The sequence below is a fragment of the Acidovorax sp. SUPP950 genome (genome assembly GCF_030158935.1).
Taxonomy (GTDB): Bacteria; Pseudomonadota; Gammaproteobacteria; order Burkholderiales; family Burkholderiaceae_C; genus Paracidovorax.
Window position 1 is genome coordinate 57238 of sequence record NZ_BQXE01000006.1, and the last position, 17751, is coordinate 74988.

14 protein-coding genes are annotated in these 17751 nt (G+C 68.6%); 4 read left to right on the top strand and 10 right to left on the bottom strand.

The features are described 5' to 3' along the window. The first annotated feature begins 114 nt into the window (after window positions 1–114). Complete coding sequence (locus AVME950_RS20075) at window positions 115–2157, top strand: ABC-F family ATP-binding cassette domain-containing protein (RefSeq protein ID WP_284431154.1); 2043 nt, start codon at window positions 115–117, stop codon at window positions 2155–2157. Between the two features lie 408 nt (window positions 2158–2565). On the opposite strand, the gene phbB is transcribed toward AVME950_RS20075, so the two are convergent. From phbB to AVME950_RS20090, 3 genes are all read right to left on the bottom strand, one after another. Next, window positions 2566–3303, bottom strand: coding sequence for an acetoacetyl-CoA reductase (gene phbB, locus AVME950_RS20080; RefSeq protein WP_284404332.1), 738 nt, complete (start codon window positions 3301–3303; stop codon window positions 2566–2568). Between the two features lie 218 nt (window positions 3304–3521). Further along, complete coding sequence (locus AVME950_RS20085) at window positions 3522–4703, bottom strand: acetyl-CoA C-acetyltransferase (RefSeq protein ID WP_272569517.1); 1182 nt, start codon at window positions 4701–4703, stop codon at window positions 3522–3524. Between the two features lie 109 nt (window positions 4704–4812). Continuing rightward, the gene (locus AVME950_RS20090; RefSeq protein WP_284431155.1) at window positions 4813–6537 is read right to left on the bottom strand and encodes a PHA/PHB synthase family protein; all 1725 of its coding nucleotides are present in this window, start codon (window positions 6535–6537) and stop codon (window positions 4813–4815) included. A 133-nt stretch (window positions 6538–6670) separates the two neighbouring features. Between AVME950_RS20090 and AVME950_RS20095 the strand changes: the two genes are divergently transcribed. Further along, window positions 6671–7018, top strand: coding sequence for a hypothetical protein (locus AVME950_RS20095; protein ID WP_284431156.1), 348 nt, complete (start codon window positions 6671–6673; stop codon window positions 7016–7018). On the opposite strand, the gene AVME950_RS20100 is transcribed toward AVME950_RS20095, so the two are convergent. Both AVME950_RS20100 and maiA read right to left on the bottom strand, forming a co-directional pair. Beyond that, entirely contained in the window at window positions 6926–7822 is an 897-nt protein-coding gene (locus AVME950_RS20100; RefSeq protein ID WP_284431254.1) for a purine nucleoside phosphorylase YfiH/LACC1 family protein, read from the bottom strand. The genes AVME950_RS20095 and AVME950_RS20100 overlap by 93 nt on opposite strands. Before the next feature lie 14 nt (window positions 7823–7836). Continuing rightward, window positions 7837–8505: a maleylacetoacetate isomerase gene (maiA, locus tag AVME950_RS20105; protein WP_284431157.1), complete on the bottom strand. Its 669-nt coding sequence runs from the start codon at window positions 8503–8505 to the stop codon at window positions 7837–7839. A gap of 159 nt (window positions 8506–8664) precedes the next feature. Between maiA and AVME950_RS20110 the strand changes: the two genes are divergently transcribed. After that, the gene (locus AVME950_RS20110) at window positions 8665–9360 is read left to right on the top strand and encodes a fumarylacetoacetate hydrolase family protein (protein WP_272552681.1); all 696 of its coding nucleotides are present in this window, start codon (window positions 8665–8667) and stop codon (window positions 9358–9360) included. A gap of 95 nt (window positions 9361–9455) precedes the next feature. After that, window positions 9456–10004: an NUDIX hydrolase gene (locus AVME950_RS20115; RefSeq protein WP_284431158.1), complete on the top strand. Its 549-nt coding sequence runs from the start codon at window positions 9456–9458 to the stop codon at window positions 10002–10004. A gap of 135 nt (window positions 10005–10139) precedes the next feature. Here AVME950_RS20115 and AVME950_RS20120 read toward each other — a convergent pair whose 3' ends face one another. From AVME950_RS20120 to AVME950_RS20140, 5 genes are all read right to left on the bottom strand, one after another. Further along, window positions 10140–10922, bottom strand: coding sequence for a transporter substrate-binding domain-containing protein (locus AVME950_RS20120; protein ID WP_442867380.1), 783 nt, complete (start codon window positions 10920–10922; stop codon window positions 10140–10142). 241 nt (window positions 10923–11163) lie between these two features. Continuing rightward, a complete protein-coding gene (locus AVME950_RS20125; protein ID WP_284431159.1) occupies window positions 11164–13740 on the bottom strand; it encodes a penicillin-binding protein 1A in 2577 nt (858 codons plus the stop codon). Between the two features lie 104 nt (window positions 13741–13844). Next, complete coding sequence (gene ligA / locus AVME950_RS20130; protein WP_502869431.1) at window positions 13845–16073, bottom strand: NAD-dependent DNA ligase LigA; 2229 nt, start codon at window positions 16071–16073, stop codon at window positions 13845–13847. Next, window positions 16066–16602, bottom strand: coding sequence for a hypothetical protein (locus AVME950_RS20135; RefSeq protein WP_284399789.1), 537 nt, complete (start codon window positions 16600–16602; stop codon window positions 16066–16068). The genes ligA and AVME950_RS20135 overlap by 8 nt, the downstream gene beginning before the upstream one ends. A 33-nt stretch (window positions 16603–16635) precedes the next feature. After that, the gene (locus AVME950_RS20140; RefSeq protein ID WP_284425601.1) at window positions 16636–17742 is read right to left on the bottom strand and encodes a cell division protein FtsZ; all 1107 of its coding nucleotides are present in this window, start codon (window positions 17740–17742) and stop codon (window positions 16636–16638) included. Window positions 17743–17751: the final 9 nt, after the last annotated feature.

A 17751-nucleotide genomic window follows, 5' to 3' on the forward strand; every position in this document is an offset into this window, starting at 1 on the left:
CCCTGCTCCCTTCGCGCGGGCTGCCGTTTGCGGCGCGCGCCGGGCTGGTGCTTGCCATCCAGCCCCCCGTTTTTTCTTCGGGCGTTTTTTGAACGCCTTTGCTGGTTCTTATCGATGATCACACTCAAAAACGTCACCTTGCGCCGCAGCGCCAAGGTCCTGCTCGACCGCGTCTCCGTCACCATCAACCCCGGGGAGAACGTGGGCCTGGTCGGGCGCAACGGCGCGGGCAAATCCAGCCTCTTCGCACTGCTCAACCGCACGCTGCACGAGGATGGCGGCGACTTCTTCATTCCACCGCAGTGGCGCATGGCCCAGGTCGCGCAGAACATGCCGGAGACCTCGGAATCGGCCACCGAATTCGTGCTCAACGGCGACACGCGACTGGCCGAACTGCGCCAGGCCTTGGTCCAGGCCGAGCAGGACGAGGACGGCATGGCCATCGCGCATGCCTATTCCGACCTGGCCGATGCGGGCGACCATGACGCCGTGCCGCGCGCCCAGGCGCTGATCCTGGGCCTGGGGTTCCGCGTGTCCGAGCTGGAGCACCCCGTGAACAGCTTCTCCGGCGGCTGGCGCATGCGCCTGCAGTTGGCGCGGGCGCTGATGAGCCCCAGCGACCTGCTGCTGCTCGATGAACCCACCAACCACTTGGACCTGGACGCTCTGGTGTGGCTGGAAGCGTGGCTCAAGCGCTATGCCGGCACGCTGATCGTGATCAGCCATGACCGCGAATTCCTCGATGCCATCACCAACGTCACGTTGCAGATCGAGAACGCCCAACTGAACCGCTACGGCGGCAACTACAGCCGCTTCGAGGAACTGCGTGCCCAGCAGATCGAGCTGCAGCAGGCCTCGTTTGCCAAGCAGCAGGACAAGATCGCCCACCTGCAGAAGTTCATCGACCGCTTCAAGGCCAAGGCCAGCAAGGCCAAGCAGGCACAAAGCCGCGTCAAGGCGCTGGAGCGCATGGAAAAGATCGCGCCCCTGCTGGCCGAGGCGGAGTTCACTTTTGAGTTCAAGGAGCCGGTCAACCTGCCCAACCCCATGCTGGCGATCAGCGACGCGTCGTTCGGGTACACGCCCGAGGAAGGCGAGCCGACGACCATCCTGCGGCACGTGAGCCGCTCCGTGCTGGCAGGCCAGCGCATCGGCATCCTGGGCGCGAACGGCCAGGGCAAGTCCACGCTGGTCAAGACCATCGCGCGCGAGATGAAGCCGCTGGCCGGCTCAGTCACCGAGGGCAAGGGCTTGTCCATCGGCTATTTCGCGCAGCAGGAACTGGACGTGCTGCGGCCTTCCGACAATCCGCTCGAGCACATGATCCGCCTGGCCAAGGAACTGGGCCCCAACGCCCGCGAGCCCAGCCGCGAGCAGGACCTGCGCAGCTACCTGGGCAGCTTCAATTTCTCCGGCGACATGGTCAAGCAGTCGGTCGGCACGATGAGCGGTGGCGAAAAGGCCCGCCTGGTGCTGGCGATGATCGTCTGGCAGCGCCCCAACCTGCTGCTGCTGGACGAGCCTACCAACCACCTGGACCTGGCCACCCGCGAGGCGCTGTCCATGGCGCTCAACGAGTTCGAAGGCACCGTGATGCTGGTCAGCCATGACCGGGCGTTGCTGCGGGCGGTGTGCGATGAATTCTGGCTGGTGGGACGCGGCGTGGTCGGCCCGTTCGACGGCGATCTGGACGATTACCAGCGCTACCTGCTGGAGGAATCCAAACGCCTGCGCGAGCAGGCCAAGGCGGCCGAGTCCGCGGCTTCGTCGGCACCCGTGGCGGTGGTGACCGCCGCGCCGGTGGCAGCCCCCGTTGCCCCTGCGCCTTCGGTGACGCCCGCGCCAGTGGCCGCTGCGCCCGTGGCGCGCGATGCGCGGGAGCAACGCAAGCTGGGTGCCCAGGCCCGGCAGCAGCTGGCCGAGAAAACCCGCCCCTTGAAGCGCGAACTGGAGAAGGTCAACCAGCGGTTGGCCGCGCTCACGGCCGAGAAAGCCGAGATCGAGGAACGCCTGACCCAGCCACTGCCGCCGGCCGAAATCGCGGAAAACGGGCGCCGGCTGAAAGCCTGTGCCGATGAAACCGACCAACTCGAAGAGCGCTGGCTGGAAATTTCATCCGAGGTGGAAACCCTTGAATCTCAAGCCGGCGAAGCGTAAAACCATGTAACCATTGCCACTGAATTCAGGTTTAGTGGCAAATGGGGCCTCATTGATTAGCTACGTTTTTAGGAGCAAAAAAATCGCCGTCAACTGGTTGCGTTTTTTTGCATTCTTCTGTCAACGGGCCTTCCGGGCGGGGCGTTGTTCATCCATCACAGGAGATAACCGTATGACTACCACCGCTATCATGTCCGCCTGGCCCGAAGACGAACGCGACCGCAAGCGCGCACCGGCCCGCCTCTAAGGGCTGGCGCTTCGGCCCAGAAGGCTCAGGTCACTTCGACACCACAGCCTCCGCCAGCGCCTCCTTCCCTTCTCCCCCATTTCCTCCCCCCATTGAAAAAACCCCGCCTCGGCGGGGTTTTTGTTGCCTTGATGGGTGCCGCGAAAAGCGGCATCCGCCGTTCAGCCCATGTGCAGGCCGCCGTTGACCGAGAAATCGGCCCCCGTGGCGTAGCCGCCCTCTTCCGAGGCCAGCCAGGCGATGATCGATGCGATCTCGCTCGGTTCGCCCAGGCGTTTGACCGGAACCGTGGCCACGATCTTTTCCAGCACGTCGGGACGGATGGCTTTCACCATGTCGGTGCCGATGTAGCCCGGGCTCACGGTGTTCACCGTCACGCCCTTGGTCGCCAGTTCCTGCGCCAGCGCCATCGAGAAGCCGTGCATGCCCGCCTTGGCGGCGGAATAGTTGGTCTGGCCGGCCTGGCCCTTCTCGCCGTTCACGCTGCTGATGTTGATGATGCGGCCCCAGCCCTTTTCCACCATGTCGCCCACGACCTGTTTGGTCACGTTGAACATGCTGTTGAGGTTGGTTTCGATGACCGCATCCCAGTCTTCGCGCGACATCTTGAGGAACATGCGGTCGCGCGTGATGCCCGCGTTGTTCACCAGCACGTCGATGGTGCCGTGATCGGCTTTGGTGGCCGTGAAGGCCTCCACGGTGGAATCCCAGTCGCCGACATTGCCCACCGAGGCATAGAAGGTGTAGCCCAGCGCCTTTTGCTCGGCCAGCCATTTGGCGTGGTCGCGCGTGGGCCCGCAGCCCGCGATGACCTTGAAACCATCCTTGTGCAAACGCTGGCAGATGGCCGTTCCGATGCCACCCATGCCCCCTGTGACATACGCTACTTTCTGGTTCATGTGAGTTCTCCTTATCAACGATTCACGCGAGCACTCTAACCAAGATTCCACGCCCGGCCGCTGAGGAAAACACCGAGCCACACAAATTTTGACAAAGCCGTGCGGGCCCCGCGTGCTATCAGAACCGCAGCAGCCACGCCGCAGGCAAAAAAAAGCCGCACCGAAGTGCGGCTTTTGGCTTGATGCAGCAGCGCGGTGGTCGAAGCACCGCGCGCCGCTCAGGCCCGCTCGACCGCCAGCGACACGCCCATGCCGCCGCCGATGCACAGGGCGGCCACGCCCTTCTTGGCGCCGCGGCGCTTCATCTCGTGCAGCAGCGTGACGAGCACGCGGCAGCCGGACGCTCCGATGGGGTGGCCGATGGCGATGGCGCCGCCGTTCACGTTCACCTTGGCGGCATCCAGCCCCAAAGCCTGGTTCACCGCGCAGGCCTGGGCGGCGAAGGCCTCGTTCAGCTCGAACAGGTCCACGTCGTCCGCGGTCCAGCCGGCGCGCTTCAGCGCCTTGCGGGTCGCCGACACCGGGCCCATGCCCATCGTGGCGGGATCCAGGCCGCTGGTGCCGTAGGACACGATGCGTGCCAGGGGCTCCAGGCCCAGTTCAGCGGCCTTCTTGGCACTCATCACCACCACGGCGGCAGCGCCGTCGTTCAGACCCGACGCATTGCCCGCGGTGACGGAGCCGGCCTTGTCGAAGGCCGGGCGCAGGCCCGACAGGGCTTCCGCATTGGTCTTGCGGTTGAGGTATTCGTCGGCGTTGAAGAGCACGGGGTCGCCCTTCTTCTGCGCCAGGCTGACGGTCACAATCTCATCGGCGAACTTGCCGGCGTCCTGTGCCGCGGCGGCCTTCTGCTGGCTGCCCAGGGCCAGCGCATCCTGCTGCTCGCGGGTGATGCCGTGTTCCTTGGCCACGTTCTCGGCGGTGATGCCCATGTGGTACTGGTTGTACACGTCCCACAGGCCGTCGACGATCATGGTGTCGGTCATCTTCCAGTCGCCCATGCGCTGGCCTTCGCGCGAGCCGTTGAGCACGTGGGGCGACAGGCTCATGTTCTCCTGGCCGCCGGCCACCACGATCTCGCTGTCGCCCGTGGCGATGGCCTGGGCGGCCAGCATGACGGCCTTCAGGCCCGAGCCGCAGACGGCGTTGATGGTGAGGGCGGGGGTTTCCTTGGCCACGCCGGCCTTCATCATGGCCTGGCGCGCGGGGTTCTGGCCGACGCCGGCCGTCAGCACCTGGCCCATGATGACTTCGCCGACCTGGTCCAGCGGCACCTTGGCGCGGGCCAGGGCCTCCTTGATGACGATGGCGCCCAGTTCGGTGGCGGGGGTCTTGGCGAGCGCGCCGCCGAACTTGCCCACGGCCGTGCGAACGGCGGAAACGATGACGATGTCTTCCATATCAGTCCTTTTTGTGCAGAAACGGGAATCTTGAAATCGGGGAGCCCTGCGGGCCGCGGCGCGCCCGTGCGGCCGATTGTGTCAGCCGCCCGGCGCACACACTGCGGCGTCAGGCTTTTTGCTTGACGTAGCGCCCCGGCGCCGGTTCGGTGGCCTTGAAACGCGTGCCGCGGCCATAGGCCTTGGGCGCCGCGACCAGCTTGCCCGCATGGCCCTTGAGCCAGCGCGACCAGTCGGTCCACCAGCTGCCAGGGTGCTCGGTGGCGCCCTTGAGCCATTCGTCGAGCGTGCCGGGCAACTGGCCGTCCTCGCGCAGCCAGTGGCTGCGCTTTTTCTTGGCGGGCGGGTTGATCACGCCGGCGATGTGGCCGGATGCGCCCATGGCGAAGCGCTTCTTGCCCGGCAGCACCTGGGTGGAGGCATACGCCGCGTCGATGGGCACGATGTGGTCTTCGCGCGAGCCGTAGATGTACACCGGCAAATCCACGAGGTTCAGGTCGATGGCTTCGCCGCACACCGTGAGCCGGCCGGGCCGCACCAGGTTGTTTTCGAGGTAGAAGTTGCGCAGGTACCAAGCATAGAAGGGCCCGGGCAGATTGGTGCTGTCGCTGTTCCAGTAGAGCAGGTCGAACGGCGGCGGCGTCTCGCCCTTGAGGTAGTTGCCCACCACGTAGTTCCACACCAGATCGTTGGGCCGCAGGAAGCTGAACGTGGAGGCCAGATCCTGCCCCTTCATCATGCCGCCCTTCCCCATCTGCAGCTCGCGGAACTGCACGAACGCCTCGTCGATGAACACGTCCAGGATGCCGGTGTTGGAAAAGTCGATGAGCGTGGTGAGGAAGGTGGCGCTCGCCACCGGCTCTTCGCCGCGCGCGGCCAGCACGGCCAGCGCATTGCTCAGGATGGTGCCGCCCACGCAGAAACCCAGGGCGTTGATCTGCGCCGCGCCGGTGATGTCCTGCACCGTGCCGATGGCGGCCAGCGCGCCCTCTTGCACATAGTCGTCCCAGGTTTGATGGGCCAGCGAATCGTCCGGATTGCGCCAGCTCACGACGAAGGTGCGGTGCCCCTCGCTCACCGCATGGCGGATCAGCGAGTTCTCGGGCTGCAGGTCGAGGATATAGAACTTGTTGATGCACGGCGGCACCATGAGGAAGGGCCGCTCGTGCACCTTGTCCGTGAGCGGCTTGTATTCGATGAGCTGGAACAGCGCGTTCTCGAACACGACCGCGCCCTCGGTGGTGGCCACGTTGCGGCCGACCTCGAACAGGCTTTCGTCGGTCATCGAGACGTGGCCCTGGCGCAGGTCGTGCAGCAGGTTGGCCACACCCTTGGCGATGCTCTCGCCTTGCGTTTCGATGGCCTTCTTCTGGGCCTCGGCATTGAAGGCGAGGAAGTTGCTGGGCGCCATGGCGGCCATCCATTGCTCCACGCCGAACCGGATGCGTGCGCGGGTCTTGGCATCGGCTTCGACCGCATCGACCAGGCCCATGAGGGTGCGCGCGTTGAGCAGGTAGGCCGCCGCCGAGAAGGCGGCCACGGGGTTCTGGGCCCAGGCCTCGCCGCTGAAACGGCGGTCCGCGCTGGCGTTGGCCTGCGCCCCCTGCGTCCACAGCGCGGTGGCCTCCTTCACATACTGCTGCTGCAGGGCCGCGAGCTTTTCGGGGGCGAACTGCACCGAAGCAGCAGGCGCCTTGGCGAAGGCGCCGGCAGCGCCCGCCGGGGCGGCCTGCTGGAAAGCCTGCATCGCCTGGGTCCAGCCCTTGCCCAGCATTTGCTGGAACTGCTGGAATGCCTGGGTGTCCGCTCCCCAGGGTGCTTCAGAATCCGCCATGTTCGTCTCCTCCACAAGAATATGCATGGCCGCGTCAGGGGCGGACCATTGCGGCCATTGTTGCCGAGCGGCGAGCACCGTGGCAACGCCGCTTGCCTTTTTTCACCAACTGCCTTCCAACCCAGGCCCTCACATGTATCTCGTTGTCATTGGATGGCTGTATGTCACGCTGCTGATGGCGGTGGCCGAAGCCATGGCCCCGAACGGCACGGTGCTTGGCGCCATCGTTACCTTCGCCCTCTACGGGCTGCTGCCCATGTCGATCGTGGTGTACATCCTGGGCACGCCGGGCCGCAAACGCGCGATCCATGCGCGGCAGCTGGCCGAGCGCGAGGCCGCGCAGGCGGCAGCCGCAGGGCAGACGCCCGCCCCCACGCCAGCGCCGGCATCAGCCGCCGGCGGCGCGGTCGAGCCAGATGCAGGCGGCGAAGCGCCCGCTGCCGCCGAAGGCGCTGCCGTACCGGTGCGAAAAGAACCGTGACGGCTGGCCCACGGTGCACCACGCGGCGCTGCCGTCATTGCCGTGGACGCGGTCCACGCCCAAGAATTGCAGCCGCTGCCGCGCCAGGCCGGCCAGATCAGCGAGGTATTTGCCTCCGCCCTGCGGGCTGAAATGCCGGGCGGCCGCAGGCAGGGCGTCGCAGAACGCGGCGCGCACTTCCGGGCCCACCTCGAACGCCGTCGGGCCGATGCAGGGGCCCAGCCAGGCGATGCAATCAGCCCGGGAGTCGGCCGCCGGCTCCGCCACGGATTTCTGCGCCGGCGAGGCAGATGCTACATTTTTTATAGCAATATGCCCTGGTTCTGATTGTGCTGGAGGCCTAAAACACTCCAAGGCTGCTTCCAGCACGCCGCGGCCGTCCTGCCCTGCCAGCCCCCGCCAGCCCGCATGCGCTGCCGCCACGCGGGTGCCACGCGCATCGGTCAGCAGCACCGGCAGGCAGTCGGCCACCATGATCGTGCAGGCCACACCCGGCCCGGTGGCCGTGCAGGCATCGGCCTCGGTGCCGTCCGGGGTGTCGGGGCCGAGCGCGGCCACCTGCCAGCCATGCACCTGGCGCAGGAAGACGGGCCGGGCCGTCTGGCCGCCGCCCCAGCGCAGCGCGTCGCCCAGGATGCGCCGGTTGGCCTGAACAGCCTGCGGATCGTCCCCCACATGGTCGCCCAGGTTGAGGGCGCCGTAGGGCGCGGCGCTCACGCCGCCCGCGCGCGTGGTGCACAGCGCGCGCACATGGGCGGGCGCCGGCCAGTCGGGCACCAGCCAATCGTGGCCCGGTGGTGGCATGGACATCGGCGCGGTCAGGCTTCGTGGTCCGGGCAGGCGGACGGGTGCGCGCCCTGGAAGGCGGGCAGCGCCATGGCGGCTTCCCACGCGGCCATGGTGAGCGGCAGGCCGTCCAGGTTCACGCGAAAGCGCTGGGCATTGAAGATCTGCGGCACCAGGCAGCAGTCGGCCAGCGTGGGCACGTCGCCCCAGCAGAACTGCGATGGGGCCAGTCCGACGGCCTGCCGCTCCTGCGCCAGCAGGCCCAGCTGGCGTTCGAAGGCCGTCAGGCCGTTGCGCGTCCAGTGGTGGTACCAGGCGGTCTTGGTGTCTTCGCTCTGCTGCAGTTCCTGCATGAGGTACTTGAGCACGCGCAGGTTGTTGATGGGGTGGATCTCGCAGGCGATCATCTGCGCCAGCGCCCGCACCTGGGCGCGGCCGAGCGGGTCGGCGGGCAGCAGGGGTGGCTCGGGATGCATCTCGTCGAGGTACTCGATGATGGCCAGCGACTGCGCCAGGGTGTGGCCGTCGTCGGTGACCAGCGCCGGCACGAGCGGATCGCCCAGCCGGTCGGCATAGGCGGGAAGGCGGTGTTCGGCACGCACCAGATGCACCGGCACATAGTCGTAAGGCAGGCCCTTGATCCCCAGGGCGATGCGCACGCGGTACGAGGACGATGAACGGAAGTAGTTGAACAGCTTCATGGTGCGGCGAGCATAACGCCGCCCTGCCGGGGACAGCGACCACGCCGGCCCCGTGGCACACTGCCGGTTTGCGCCCGCGCCGGCACGATGCCGCCGCACGGCCCTCCCCGCATCCGGCGCGGCCAGCCCCGCGCCGTCCCTTTTCGAAGAAAGGCAGACATGAGCTATGTGATTCCTCCCGCAGCCGTGGCCAGCGTGCCCGTCATCGGCACCGGCGACCGGTTCCCCGTGCACCGCATCTACTGCGTGGGCCGCAATTACGAAGAACACGCCAAGGAAATGGGCTTCACCGGCCGCGAGCCGCCCTTCTTCTTCATGAAGCCCGCCGACGCCCTGGTCGTGGTCGATGCCGGCCAGACGGGCACGCTGCCCTACCCCACGCTCACCGCCAACCTGCACCACGAGATCGAACTGGTGGTGGCCATCGGCAAGGGCGGCAAGGGCATCACCGCGGCCGACGCGCTGCAGCACGTGTATGGCTATGCCGTGGGCCTGGACATGACGCGCCGCGACCTGCAGAACGACATGAAGAAGCAGGGCCGCCCCTGGGAGATCGGCAAGGCCTTCGAGCACAGCGCCCCCATCGGCCCCATCACCCCGGCCGCGCAGGCAGGCAACGTGGCGCAGGCCGCGATCTGGCTGCAGGTGAACGGCGCCGACCGCCAGCGCAGCACCGTCTCGCAGCTGATCTGGAACATCGCCGAAACGATCGAGCACCTGTCGGCCGCTTGGGAGCTGCAGCCCGGCGACCTGATCTTCACGGGCACGCCGGAGGGCGTGGCCGCCGTGGTGCGCGGCGACACGCTCGAAGGCGGCGTGGACGGCCTGGGCACGCTGCGCCTGGCCGTAGCCTGACAGCCCCCTCGGGCCCCGCCCTGGCCTCGCGGCCATCGGCCGGGGCCGGTGTTCCCGCTCCGCCGCCCCACGACGCTTCATTTTCAGAAAAACGAATGACCTCCCGCAGCCCCATCAAGCACTGCCGCGAATGTGGAACGGCCGTGGTGTACCGCGTTCCCGACGATGGCGACACCAAGCACCGCGCCGTCTGCCCGGCCTGCCACACCATCCACTACGAGAATCCGCTGAACGTGGTGGGCACCGTGCCCGTATGGCACGACCAGGTGCTGCTGTGCCGGCGCGCCATCGAACCGCGCCGGGGCAAGTGGACCCTGCCCGCGGGGTTCATGGAACTGAACGAAACCACCGCGCAGGGCGCGGAGCGCGAGACCGACGAGGAAGCCGGCGCGCAGATCCAGATGGGGCCGCTGTTCAGCCTGCTGAACGTGCAGCACGTGGGGCAGGTGCATTTCTTCTACCTGGCCCAGCTGCTCAGCGACGCCTTCGATCCGGGCTATGAAACCCTGGAGGCGCGCCTGTTCACCGAGGAGGAGGTGCCCTGGGACGAGATCGCTTTTCGCACCGTGAAGACCACGCTGGAGCGCTATTTCGCCGACCGCAAGGCGGGCAGGTTCGGGCTGCACTGCGTGGACATCGACTGACCCGCCTGCCTTCGCAGGCCATACCCTGCCGCCGGCTCCATGGAAAAAGGGCGCAGCCACATTACTGTGGCCTGCGCCCTTTGGCTTTTCGGGGAGCCGCTACCGGCGCGGCCGCCCGAAGATGGCGTCAGCCGATCACTTGAGCCACTTGTCGGCCGACTGCTTGAGCGTGCCGCGGGCATCCAGCAGGCCCCAGACGAACTCCATCACGCGCGAATAGTCGGCATCGTCCTTGGGCAGCATGAAGCCCAGGGTGTTGGTGGGCGTGAGCGGCGCGTCGATGAACGCGGCGGTCAGGCGCGGGTCGGCCTTGGCGTAGTGCAGGGCTTCGTAGGTTTCGGTGATCATCACGTCGCCCTTGCCTTCCGCGATGAGGGCGGGGATTTCGGCGTTCTTGTCGTGCGTGCTGACCTGCGCGGCGGTCAGGTTCTGCAGCACGAAGGTTTCGTTGGTGCCGCCGGGGTTCTTGATGACGCGCACGGACGATTTGTTCAGGTCCTGCAGCGTCTGGTACTGGGCCTTGTCGGCCGTGCGCACCAGCGCCACTTTGCCGAACGGCGCGTAGCCGGGGAGCATCTCGATCTGGCGAATGCGCGTGACGTTGCGGGTGATGCCGCCCACGGCCACGTCGAACTTGTCGCCCTGCAGGTCCTTCATGAGGTTGGGCCAGCTCGTGGCCACGTACTCGACCTTCACGCCCAGTTCCTTGGCCATGAGTTCGATCACGTCGATGTCGTGGCCGCTGTAGCCGGCATCGGTCTTGATGGCGAAGGGTCGGTAGTCGCCGGGCGTGCCCACGCGCAGGACCTTGCTTTCCATGATCTTGTCCAGCCGGGGGCCGGCGTGGGCAGCGGTCACGAGCGACAGGCAGATCACGGCGCCAGCGGCGACCAGGGAACGCATTTTTCGAGCAATCATGGCAAGGGTATCCAGAGGTTGAGGGAGAGGATCGCAACGGCACGGCGGCCATGGCACCGGCCGCGAACGCACCGCTGGCAAGCATAGCGGAGAGCGGTCGCGCTGCGGTGCATGGCATGCGGAAAGCGGGCAAAGCGCAACACCGCGCGCGCTCGCGGCGGGCCGCGCCAGGCACCGCGCAGCGCTCCCTCCTCTTGCCCCATCCGCGCCCCTGCCACCGCCTGGGTCCAGGCCCGGCGCCTCAAGGCTTGGATTCGATGAAGAACGGCAGCCCGCCGCCCGCCGAGGCCGGCGCCGTGGGCGCGGCGGCATCGCCGGTACCGCCACTTTGGGGAGAGGCCGGTGACGGCGCCGCAGGCTGCCCCGGTGACTGCGGCACCGCCGGCACGGTCGGCTGCCCGCCGAAGCTCGCGCCCGGCAGGCTGCCGCCCCCCTCGATCGGCGTGGCCACGGGCGGCACGTCGGGCGTGGCATCCTGCAGCGGCTTGAGCGGCGCCTCGGAAATGTCCGGGGCCTCGGGCAGGTTCTGAGGCGCCGATGCCTCGGAGGCCGGGCGCATCGCGGGCTCAACCGGGGCCATGCCCTGCGCGGGCGGTGGCGTGCCGGCGGCCGGACCGGTGCGGCGGCCGAAGAGGTCGTAGACCCAGGTGCGCACGCCGCCCACGGCGTTGTCCACCCAGCCGCTCTTTTCCTCCTCGTCGATGAACCGCTCGCGCGCGTCGATCACCTTGGTGCGCAGCGCCTGCTGGAACACCTCTCCCACCATGGGCAGCGCGCTGTGGGCGCCCTGCCCCCAGTAATCGCTGCGCAGGGTGATGCGGCCGTCGTTGAAGCCGGCCCAGGCCCCCGCCACCAGTTGCGGGTGCATCAGGATGAACCAGCCGTCGGTGTTGTCCTGCGTGGTGCCGGTCTTGCCCGCCACGTCGGCGGTGATGCCGTAGCGGGTGCGGATCGCGGCGCCCGTGCCCTTGTCGATCACGCCGCGCATGGCGTCGCGCAGGGTCTGCACGGCCGAAAGGCCCGCGGCCCGCTCGGGGTCGGCAGGGGCGAAGTCTTCCAGCACCTTGCCGTTCTTATCTTCGATCCGCGTGATGACGATGGGCGCGCGGTACTGGCCGCCGTTGGCGATGGTGCCGTAGGCGGCCACCATTTCCTTGAGCGTGACGGGGCTGGTGCCCAGCGCCAGCGAGGGCACCACATCCAGGCGCGACTCGCGCACGCCCATGGCCTGCGCCCACCGCGCCACGCGCTCGGGGCCGACCTTCTGCATGACCTGCGCGGTGATGGTGTTCTTGGAGTAAGCCAGGCCGTCGGCCAGCGTCATGGGCGCGTTGCTGGGCGGGCCTTCATCCGTGGGGCGCCAGACCTGGCGGCCGCCCAGGGGAATCTCCACCGCCTCGTCCATCAGCGTGTCGGTGGGCAGCATCCCGTTGGCGAAGGCCGCGCCGTACACGAACGGCTTGAAGGTCGAGCCCGGCTGGCGGCGCGCGGCCTGCACGTGGTCGAAGGGGTCGGTGGCGAAATCGCGGCTGCCCACCCAGGCCCGCACCTCGCCGCTGCGCGGGTCCAGCGCCAGGAAGCCGGCCTGCACGCGCGTCTTTTGCTGCCGCAGCTGGCGCATGAAAGCGGCGTCGTCCAGCAGGCCCTGCAGGGCTTCGTCGGGCGTGGCGCCCTTGGCCACCGCGGCCTCGTACTGCGCAGATTCGCGCACCAGCGCCTGCACCAGCGGGCCCTTGGGGTTCCAGGCGCTGCGCGAGGCCCAGGCGCCGTCGGCCACGCCCTGCAACTGGCGGCCCTGGCGGGCGACCGCCTGGTTGGCGAGGGTCTGCAGGCGCGAATCGATGGTGGTGCGGACCACCAGCCCGTCGGCATACAGGCTGTAGCCGTTGCGGTCGGCCCAGTCGATGAGCTGCTTGCGCAGCTGCTGCGCCAGGTGCGGCGCGGGGCCGGCGGTTTCGATCTGGCGCTCGAAGCGGATGCGCAGCGGCCGGCGCGACAGGGTGTCGTACTGCTCGGCGGAGAGCTTGCCGCGCTTTTTCATCTGCGACAGCACGGTGTTGCGCCGCTCCTGCGCGCGCTCGGGGTTGAGCACGGGGTTGTAGTAGCTCGTGCCCTTGAGCATGCCGATCAGGGTGGCGCTCTCCAGCACGGTGAGCTTGTCGGCCGACTTGTCGAAGTACGTGCGCGCGGCCATCTCGATGCCGTAGGCGTTGTACAGGAACGGCACGGTGTTCAGGTAGGTCTCCAGGATCTCGTCCTTGGAGTACAGCACCTCGATCTTGAGCGCGGTGATGGCCTCCTTCAGCTTGCGCGTGAGCGTGGGCGCGCGGCCGATGTCCTCGGGGTAGAGGTTGCGCGCGAGCTGCTGCGTGATGGTGGAGCCGCCCTGCTTGTCGCCGCCCAGGGTGCGGATCAGCGCCGAGCCGGTGCGCCGCCAGTCGAGGCCGAAGTGGTCGTAGAAGCGGTGGTCCTCGGTGGCGATGAGCGCGTCCTTCACCGAAGGGGCGATGTCCTCCAGCGCCACCCATTCGCGGTTGACCCATTTGTATTCGGCCAGCAGGCGGCCATCGGCCGAGACGAGTTGCGCGGGCTGTTCGGTCTTGGCCTTGCGGATGTCGCTGATGGCCGGGGTGAACGGGACCAGGGCCAGCACGTACAGCAGCAGGGCCAGGGGCACGGCCAGCAACGCCCAGAGCACCGCGCGGCGGGACCGCAGGTGGCGGGCGGCGAAGGCCCAGGCGCGCGCCAGCAGCGGCGCGGCGTGGCCCCGCCACGCGGCCGTCAGGCGCGCGCGCAGGGAAGCAGACACAGGGGGCATCGGGGGCTCAATGGTCGAAAAGGGCTCACGCCCTAGGTTGATCTGCCTTGGCAGCTATCAAATACATAGCAAGCGAACAAACGCAATGTAGCGACCGCACGTGCTCATGCGCTCTCGCGGCCCAGCAGGGCCAGCATGCCGGCCTCGTCGAGCACGGGCACGCCCAGCTCCTGCGCCTTCACCAGCTTGCTGCCGGCCTCCTCGCCGGCGACGACGTAGCTGGTCTTCTTGCTGACCGAGCCCGCCACCTTGGCGCCGGCCGCCTCCAGCAGGTCCTTGGCCTCGTCGCGGCTCAGGGTGGGCAAGGTGCCGGTGAGCACGATGGTCTGGCCGGCCAGGCGCAGCACGGCCCGCTCGGCCGGCGCGCCCTCGGGCCAGGTGACGCCGCAGGCGCGCAGTTGCTCCACCACCTCGCGGTTGTGCGGCTGGTCGAAGAAGGTGCGAAGGGACTCGGCCACGATGGGGCCGACATCGTTCACCTCCAGCAGTTGCTCCACGCTCGCGTCCATGATCGCGTCCAGGCCGCCGAAGTGGCGCGCCAGGTCCTTGGCGGTGGCCTCGCCGATGTGGCGGATGCCAAGGCCGAACAGAAAGCGCGGCAAGGTGGTCTGCTTGGATTTCTCCAGCGCGGCGAGCACGTTCTGGGCCGACTTTTCCGCCATGCGCTCCAGGCTGCTGAGGGCGGTGAGGCCCAGGCGGTACAGGTCGGGCAAGGTGCGGATGACCTGGCCGTCGACCAGCTGGTCCACCAGCTTGTCGCCCAGGCCTTCGATGTCCATGGCGCGCCGCGCGGCGAAGTGCAGGATGGCCTCCTTGCGCTGGGCGGCGCAGAACAGCCCGCCCGAGCAGCGGTGGTTGACCTCGCCCTTTTCGCGCACCACGGCGCTGCCGCAGATGGGGCACTGCCGGGGCATGCGGAAATTGGGCACGTAGGGCTGGCGCGGCGGTGCGGGCAGGCTGACGGGCGCGTCGTCGCCGGCGGCATCGGCCAGATCGACCAGGTCCACCAGCGCATCGGTGGCCGCCGCGGCGGCGGCGTCTTCACGGATGGGCTCGGGCGCCGGCATGGCCGCGCCCAGCGCCGGCGGCACCACGGCCACGACCTCGGGAATCACGTCGCCCGCGCGCCGCACGATCACCTGATCGCCCACCCGGGCCTTCTTGCGGCGCAGCTCGAACAGGTTGTGCAGCGTGGCGTTGGTGACGGTCACCCCGCCCACGAACACCGGCGCCAGCCGCGCCACGGGCGTGAGCTTGCCGGTGCGGCCCACCTGCACGTCGATGCCGTCCATGCGGGTGACCATTTCCTGCGCCGGGTACTTGTGCGCCACGGCCCAGCGCGGCTCGCGCGTGACGAAGCCCAGCTGGCGCTGCAGGTCCAGGCGGTTGACCTTGTAGACCACGCCGTCGATGTCGTAGGGCAGGCGGTCGCGCGAGGCGCCGATCTCCTGGTGAAAGGCGATCAGCTCCTGAGCGCCGTGCGCCACGCGCACCTGCGCCGCCACCGGAAAACCCCAGCCTTTCAGCGCCTGCAGCATGTCGTAGTGCGTGCCGAAGTCGGGCCCGCCCTCGCCGGCCGGCGTGACGTCGCCCAGGCCATAGGCGAAAAAGCTCAGGGGCCGCTGCGCCGAGATGCCCGAATCGAGCTGCCGCACCGCCCCCGCCGCCGCGTTGCGCGGGTTGACGAAGGTCTTGCCACCGGCCTCGCGCTGGCGTTCGTTGAGCTGGTCGAAATCGGCGCGGCGCATGTAGACCTCGCCGCGCACCTCCAGCACCGGGGGGGCGCCGTTCTTGCCGCCCGTGGGCAGCGTCAAGGGAATCTGGCGGATGGCGCGCACGTTGTGCGTCACGTCCTCGCCGACCTCGCCGTCGCCGCGCGTGGCGGCCTGCACCAGGCGGCCGTTTTCGTAGCGCAGGCTCATGGCCAGGCCGTCGAATTTGGGCTCGGCCACGTATTCGACGGGGGCATCGCCCTCGGCCAGCTTCAGCTCGCGCCGCACGCGGGCATCGAAGGTGCGGGCGCCGCTGGCTTCGGTGTCGGTCTCGGTGCGGATGCTGAGCATGGCCACGCGGTGGCGCACGGGCGACAGGCCCTCCATCACCGCGCCGATCACGCGCTGGGTGGGCGAGTCGGGGGTGACGAGGTCCGGGTGGGCCTCTTCCAGCGCCTGCAGTTCACGGAACACGCGGTCGTACTCGGCATCGGGCACCGTGGGCTCGTCGAGCACGTAGTACTGGTGGGCCCAGCGGTTGAGCTGGGCGCGCAGCGCGTCGACGGCCTCGGCGGGTTGCAGGGGCAGCGCGCCGGCTGCGGAAGGTTTGGAATCAGTCACCACGGATGGAACCCAGAAAAGTAGGAGGCTCCTGCACGTTCACAGGAATGGCAGCGGGCATGGCGCGCTGCAGGAAATCCACGACCCGCGCATCGAGCCGACCGAACCCGGGGCGCACCTCGATGGGCTCGCCCGCGTGGCGCTCGAACACGTAGCTGCGCTGGCCCGGCGTCCCCTTGACCACGATGGCCCGGACATCTGCCAGCGGCACCTGCACGTGGCCGGGGCGCACGTTCTGGGGCAGGCTCAGGAAGACTTCCGAACCGTCGATGCGCACCAGGGGCTTGCCCATGCGGCCGAATTGGCGCCGGGCACGCCAACCGGCGATGGCGGGGGCGATGAACAACCCCAGGTAGACCAGCCCAAAGTAGTTGAACCGGCCGATCGTCCGGTACTGCCACAGCGCAACACCCGCGACCACCAGGCACCCGATGGCTGGCAACCACCGGTCCAGGACGGCGTTCGAGGGGCGAAACAGCCCCTGGGGTGTTTCCACCACCGGGGGAAACAGCACGTGCCACCAGCGCATGGGGTGTCCTTTCGGCCCGGGATGACCGGCCACTCAGCTGAACAGGCGGCGCGCCAGCAGCGAGCCGGCCGACAGCTCGCGGCTGTCGAGCTTGTCGTACAGCAGCTCCAGGTCGGCGGCGATGGGGTCCATGGTCATGGCGGGCAGCGGCGTGCCGTTCTGGTCGCACAGCGCGCCGTCCATGGCCTCGCCCAGGGCGGCGGCCACCTCGCGCAGGCGCGCGAACGGCTGCTCGGAGCGGTGCACCTGGGCCACGTCCAGGCTCAGCGTGATGTCGCGGATGGCCGACTGCTCGGGGTCGTCGGACAGGGCGAACTGCGTGTCGTAGGCCAGGGTGAGGACCGGCGGCAGGCCCGGGCCGCTCGCGGGCAGCACCAGCCGGCCGGGAATGGCGCCCGGCGTGAACCCCAGGCGCACGGCGTTCTGCTGCACGTAGCCGGGGCTCCAGGCCGCATGCCGCGCACGCAGCACGAAGGCCAGCTGCGCGTCGTGGTCGCCGGCGAACTGGTCCAGTTCGCGGGCGCGGGCCACCTCGTGCAGCATGTCGGGGAAGTCGGCCGCGGCGTTGATGGCGTCGGCGAAGCCCTGGGCCTTGACGACGAACTCCGAGAACTCGATCTCGTTGAGCGCGCCCACGCGGTTGGCCAGCTGCACGCCGGCCTGGAAGTGGCTGTAGCGCTGGCCGGCCACGGGCGTCTCCCACTGCTGGGTGGATTCGTTGAAGCCCTCGATGGCGAAGGCCTTGCTGCCGGCGCGGCGCGTGGGCGGCAGGGCCGCCAGGGCCGCGTCGCCCGAGACGATCTGCTCGGCCACCAGCGGGGCGATGGCGTCGATCAGCGGGTCCAGCCCGCCGCGGCGCTCGGACGGCGGCACGGGCAGCTGCATCGCATCGCGCAGGTCCACGGTGTGGCCGTCGAAGGACGGGTCCGTTCCCGCGCCGGGCGCATCGGCACCCTCCACCGGGGCGCCGCCGGCATCGAAGGCGGGCTCCTGGCGCAGCGCGGGCTCGGCCGCGCCGTCGGGCTCGGGCGGTTTCGCGCGCTTGGGGGCGTTGCGGTGGGCGGACCAGGCGTTGAAGGCGACGATGGCCGCCAGAACGACGCCGCCCGCGATGATGAGGCCGAGTTGGAAATTGCTCATGGTGAAAAA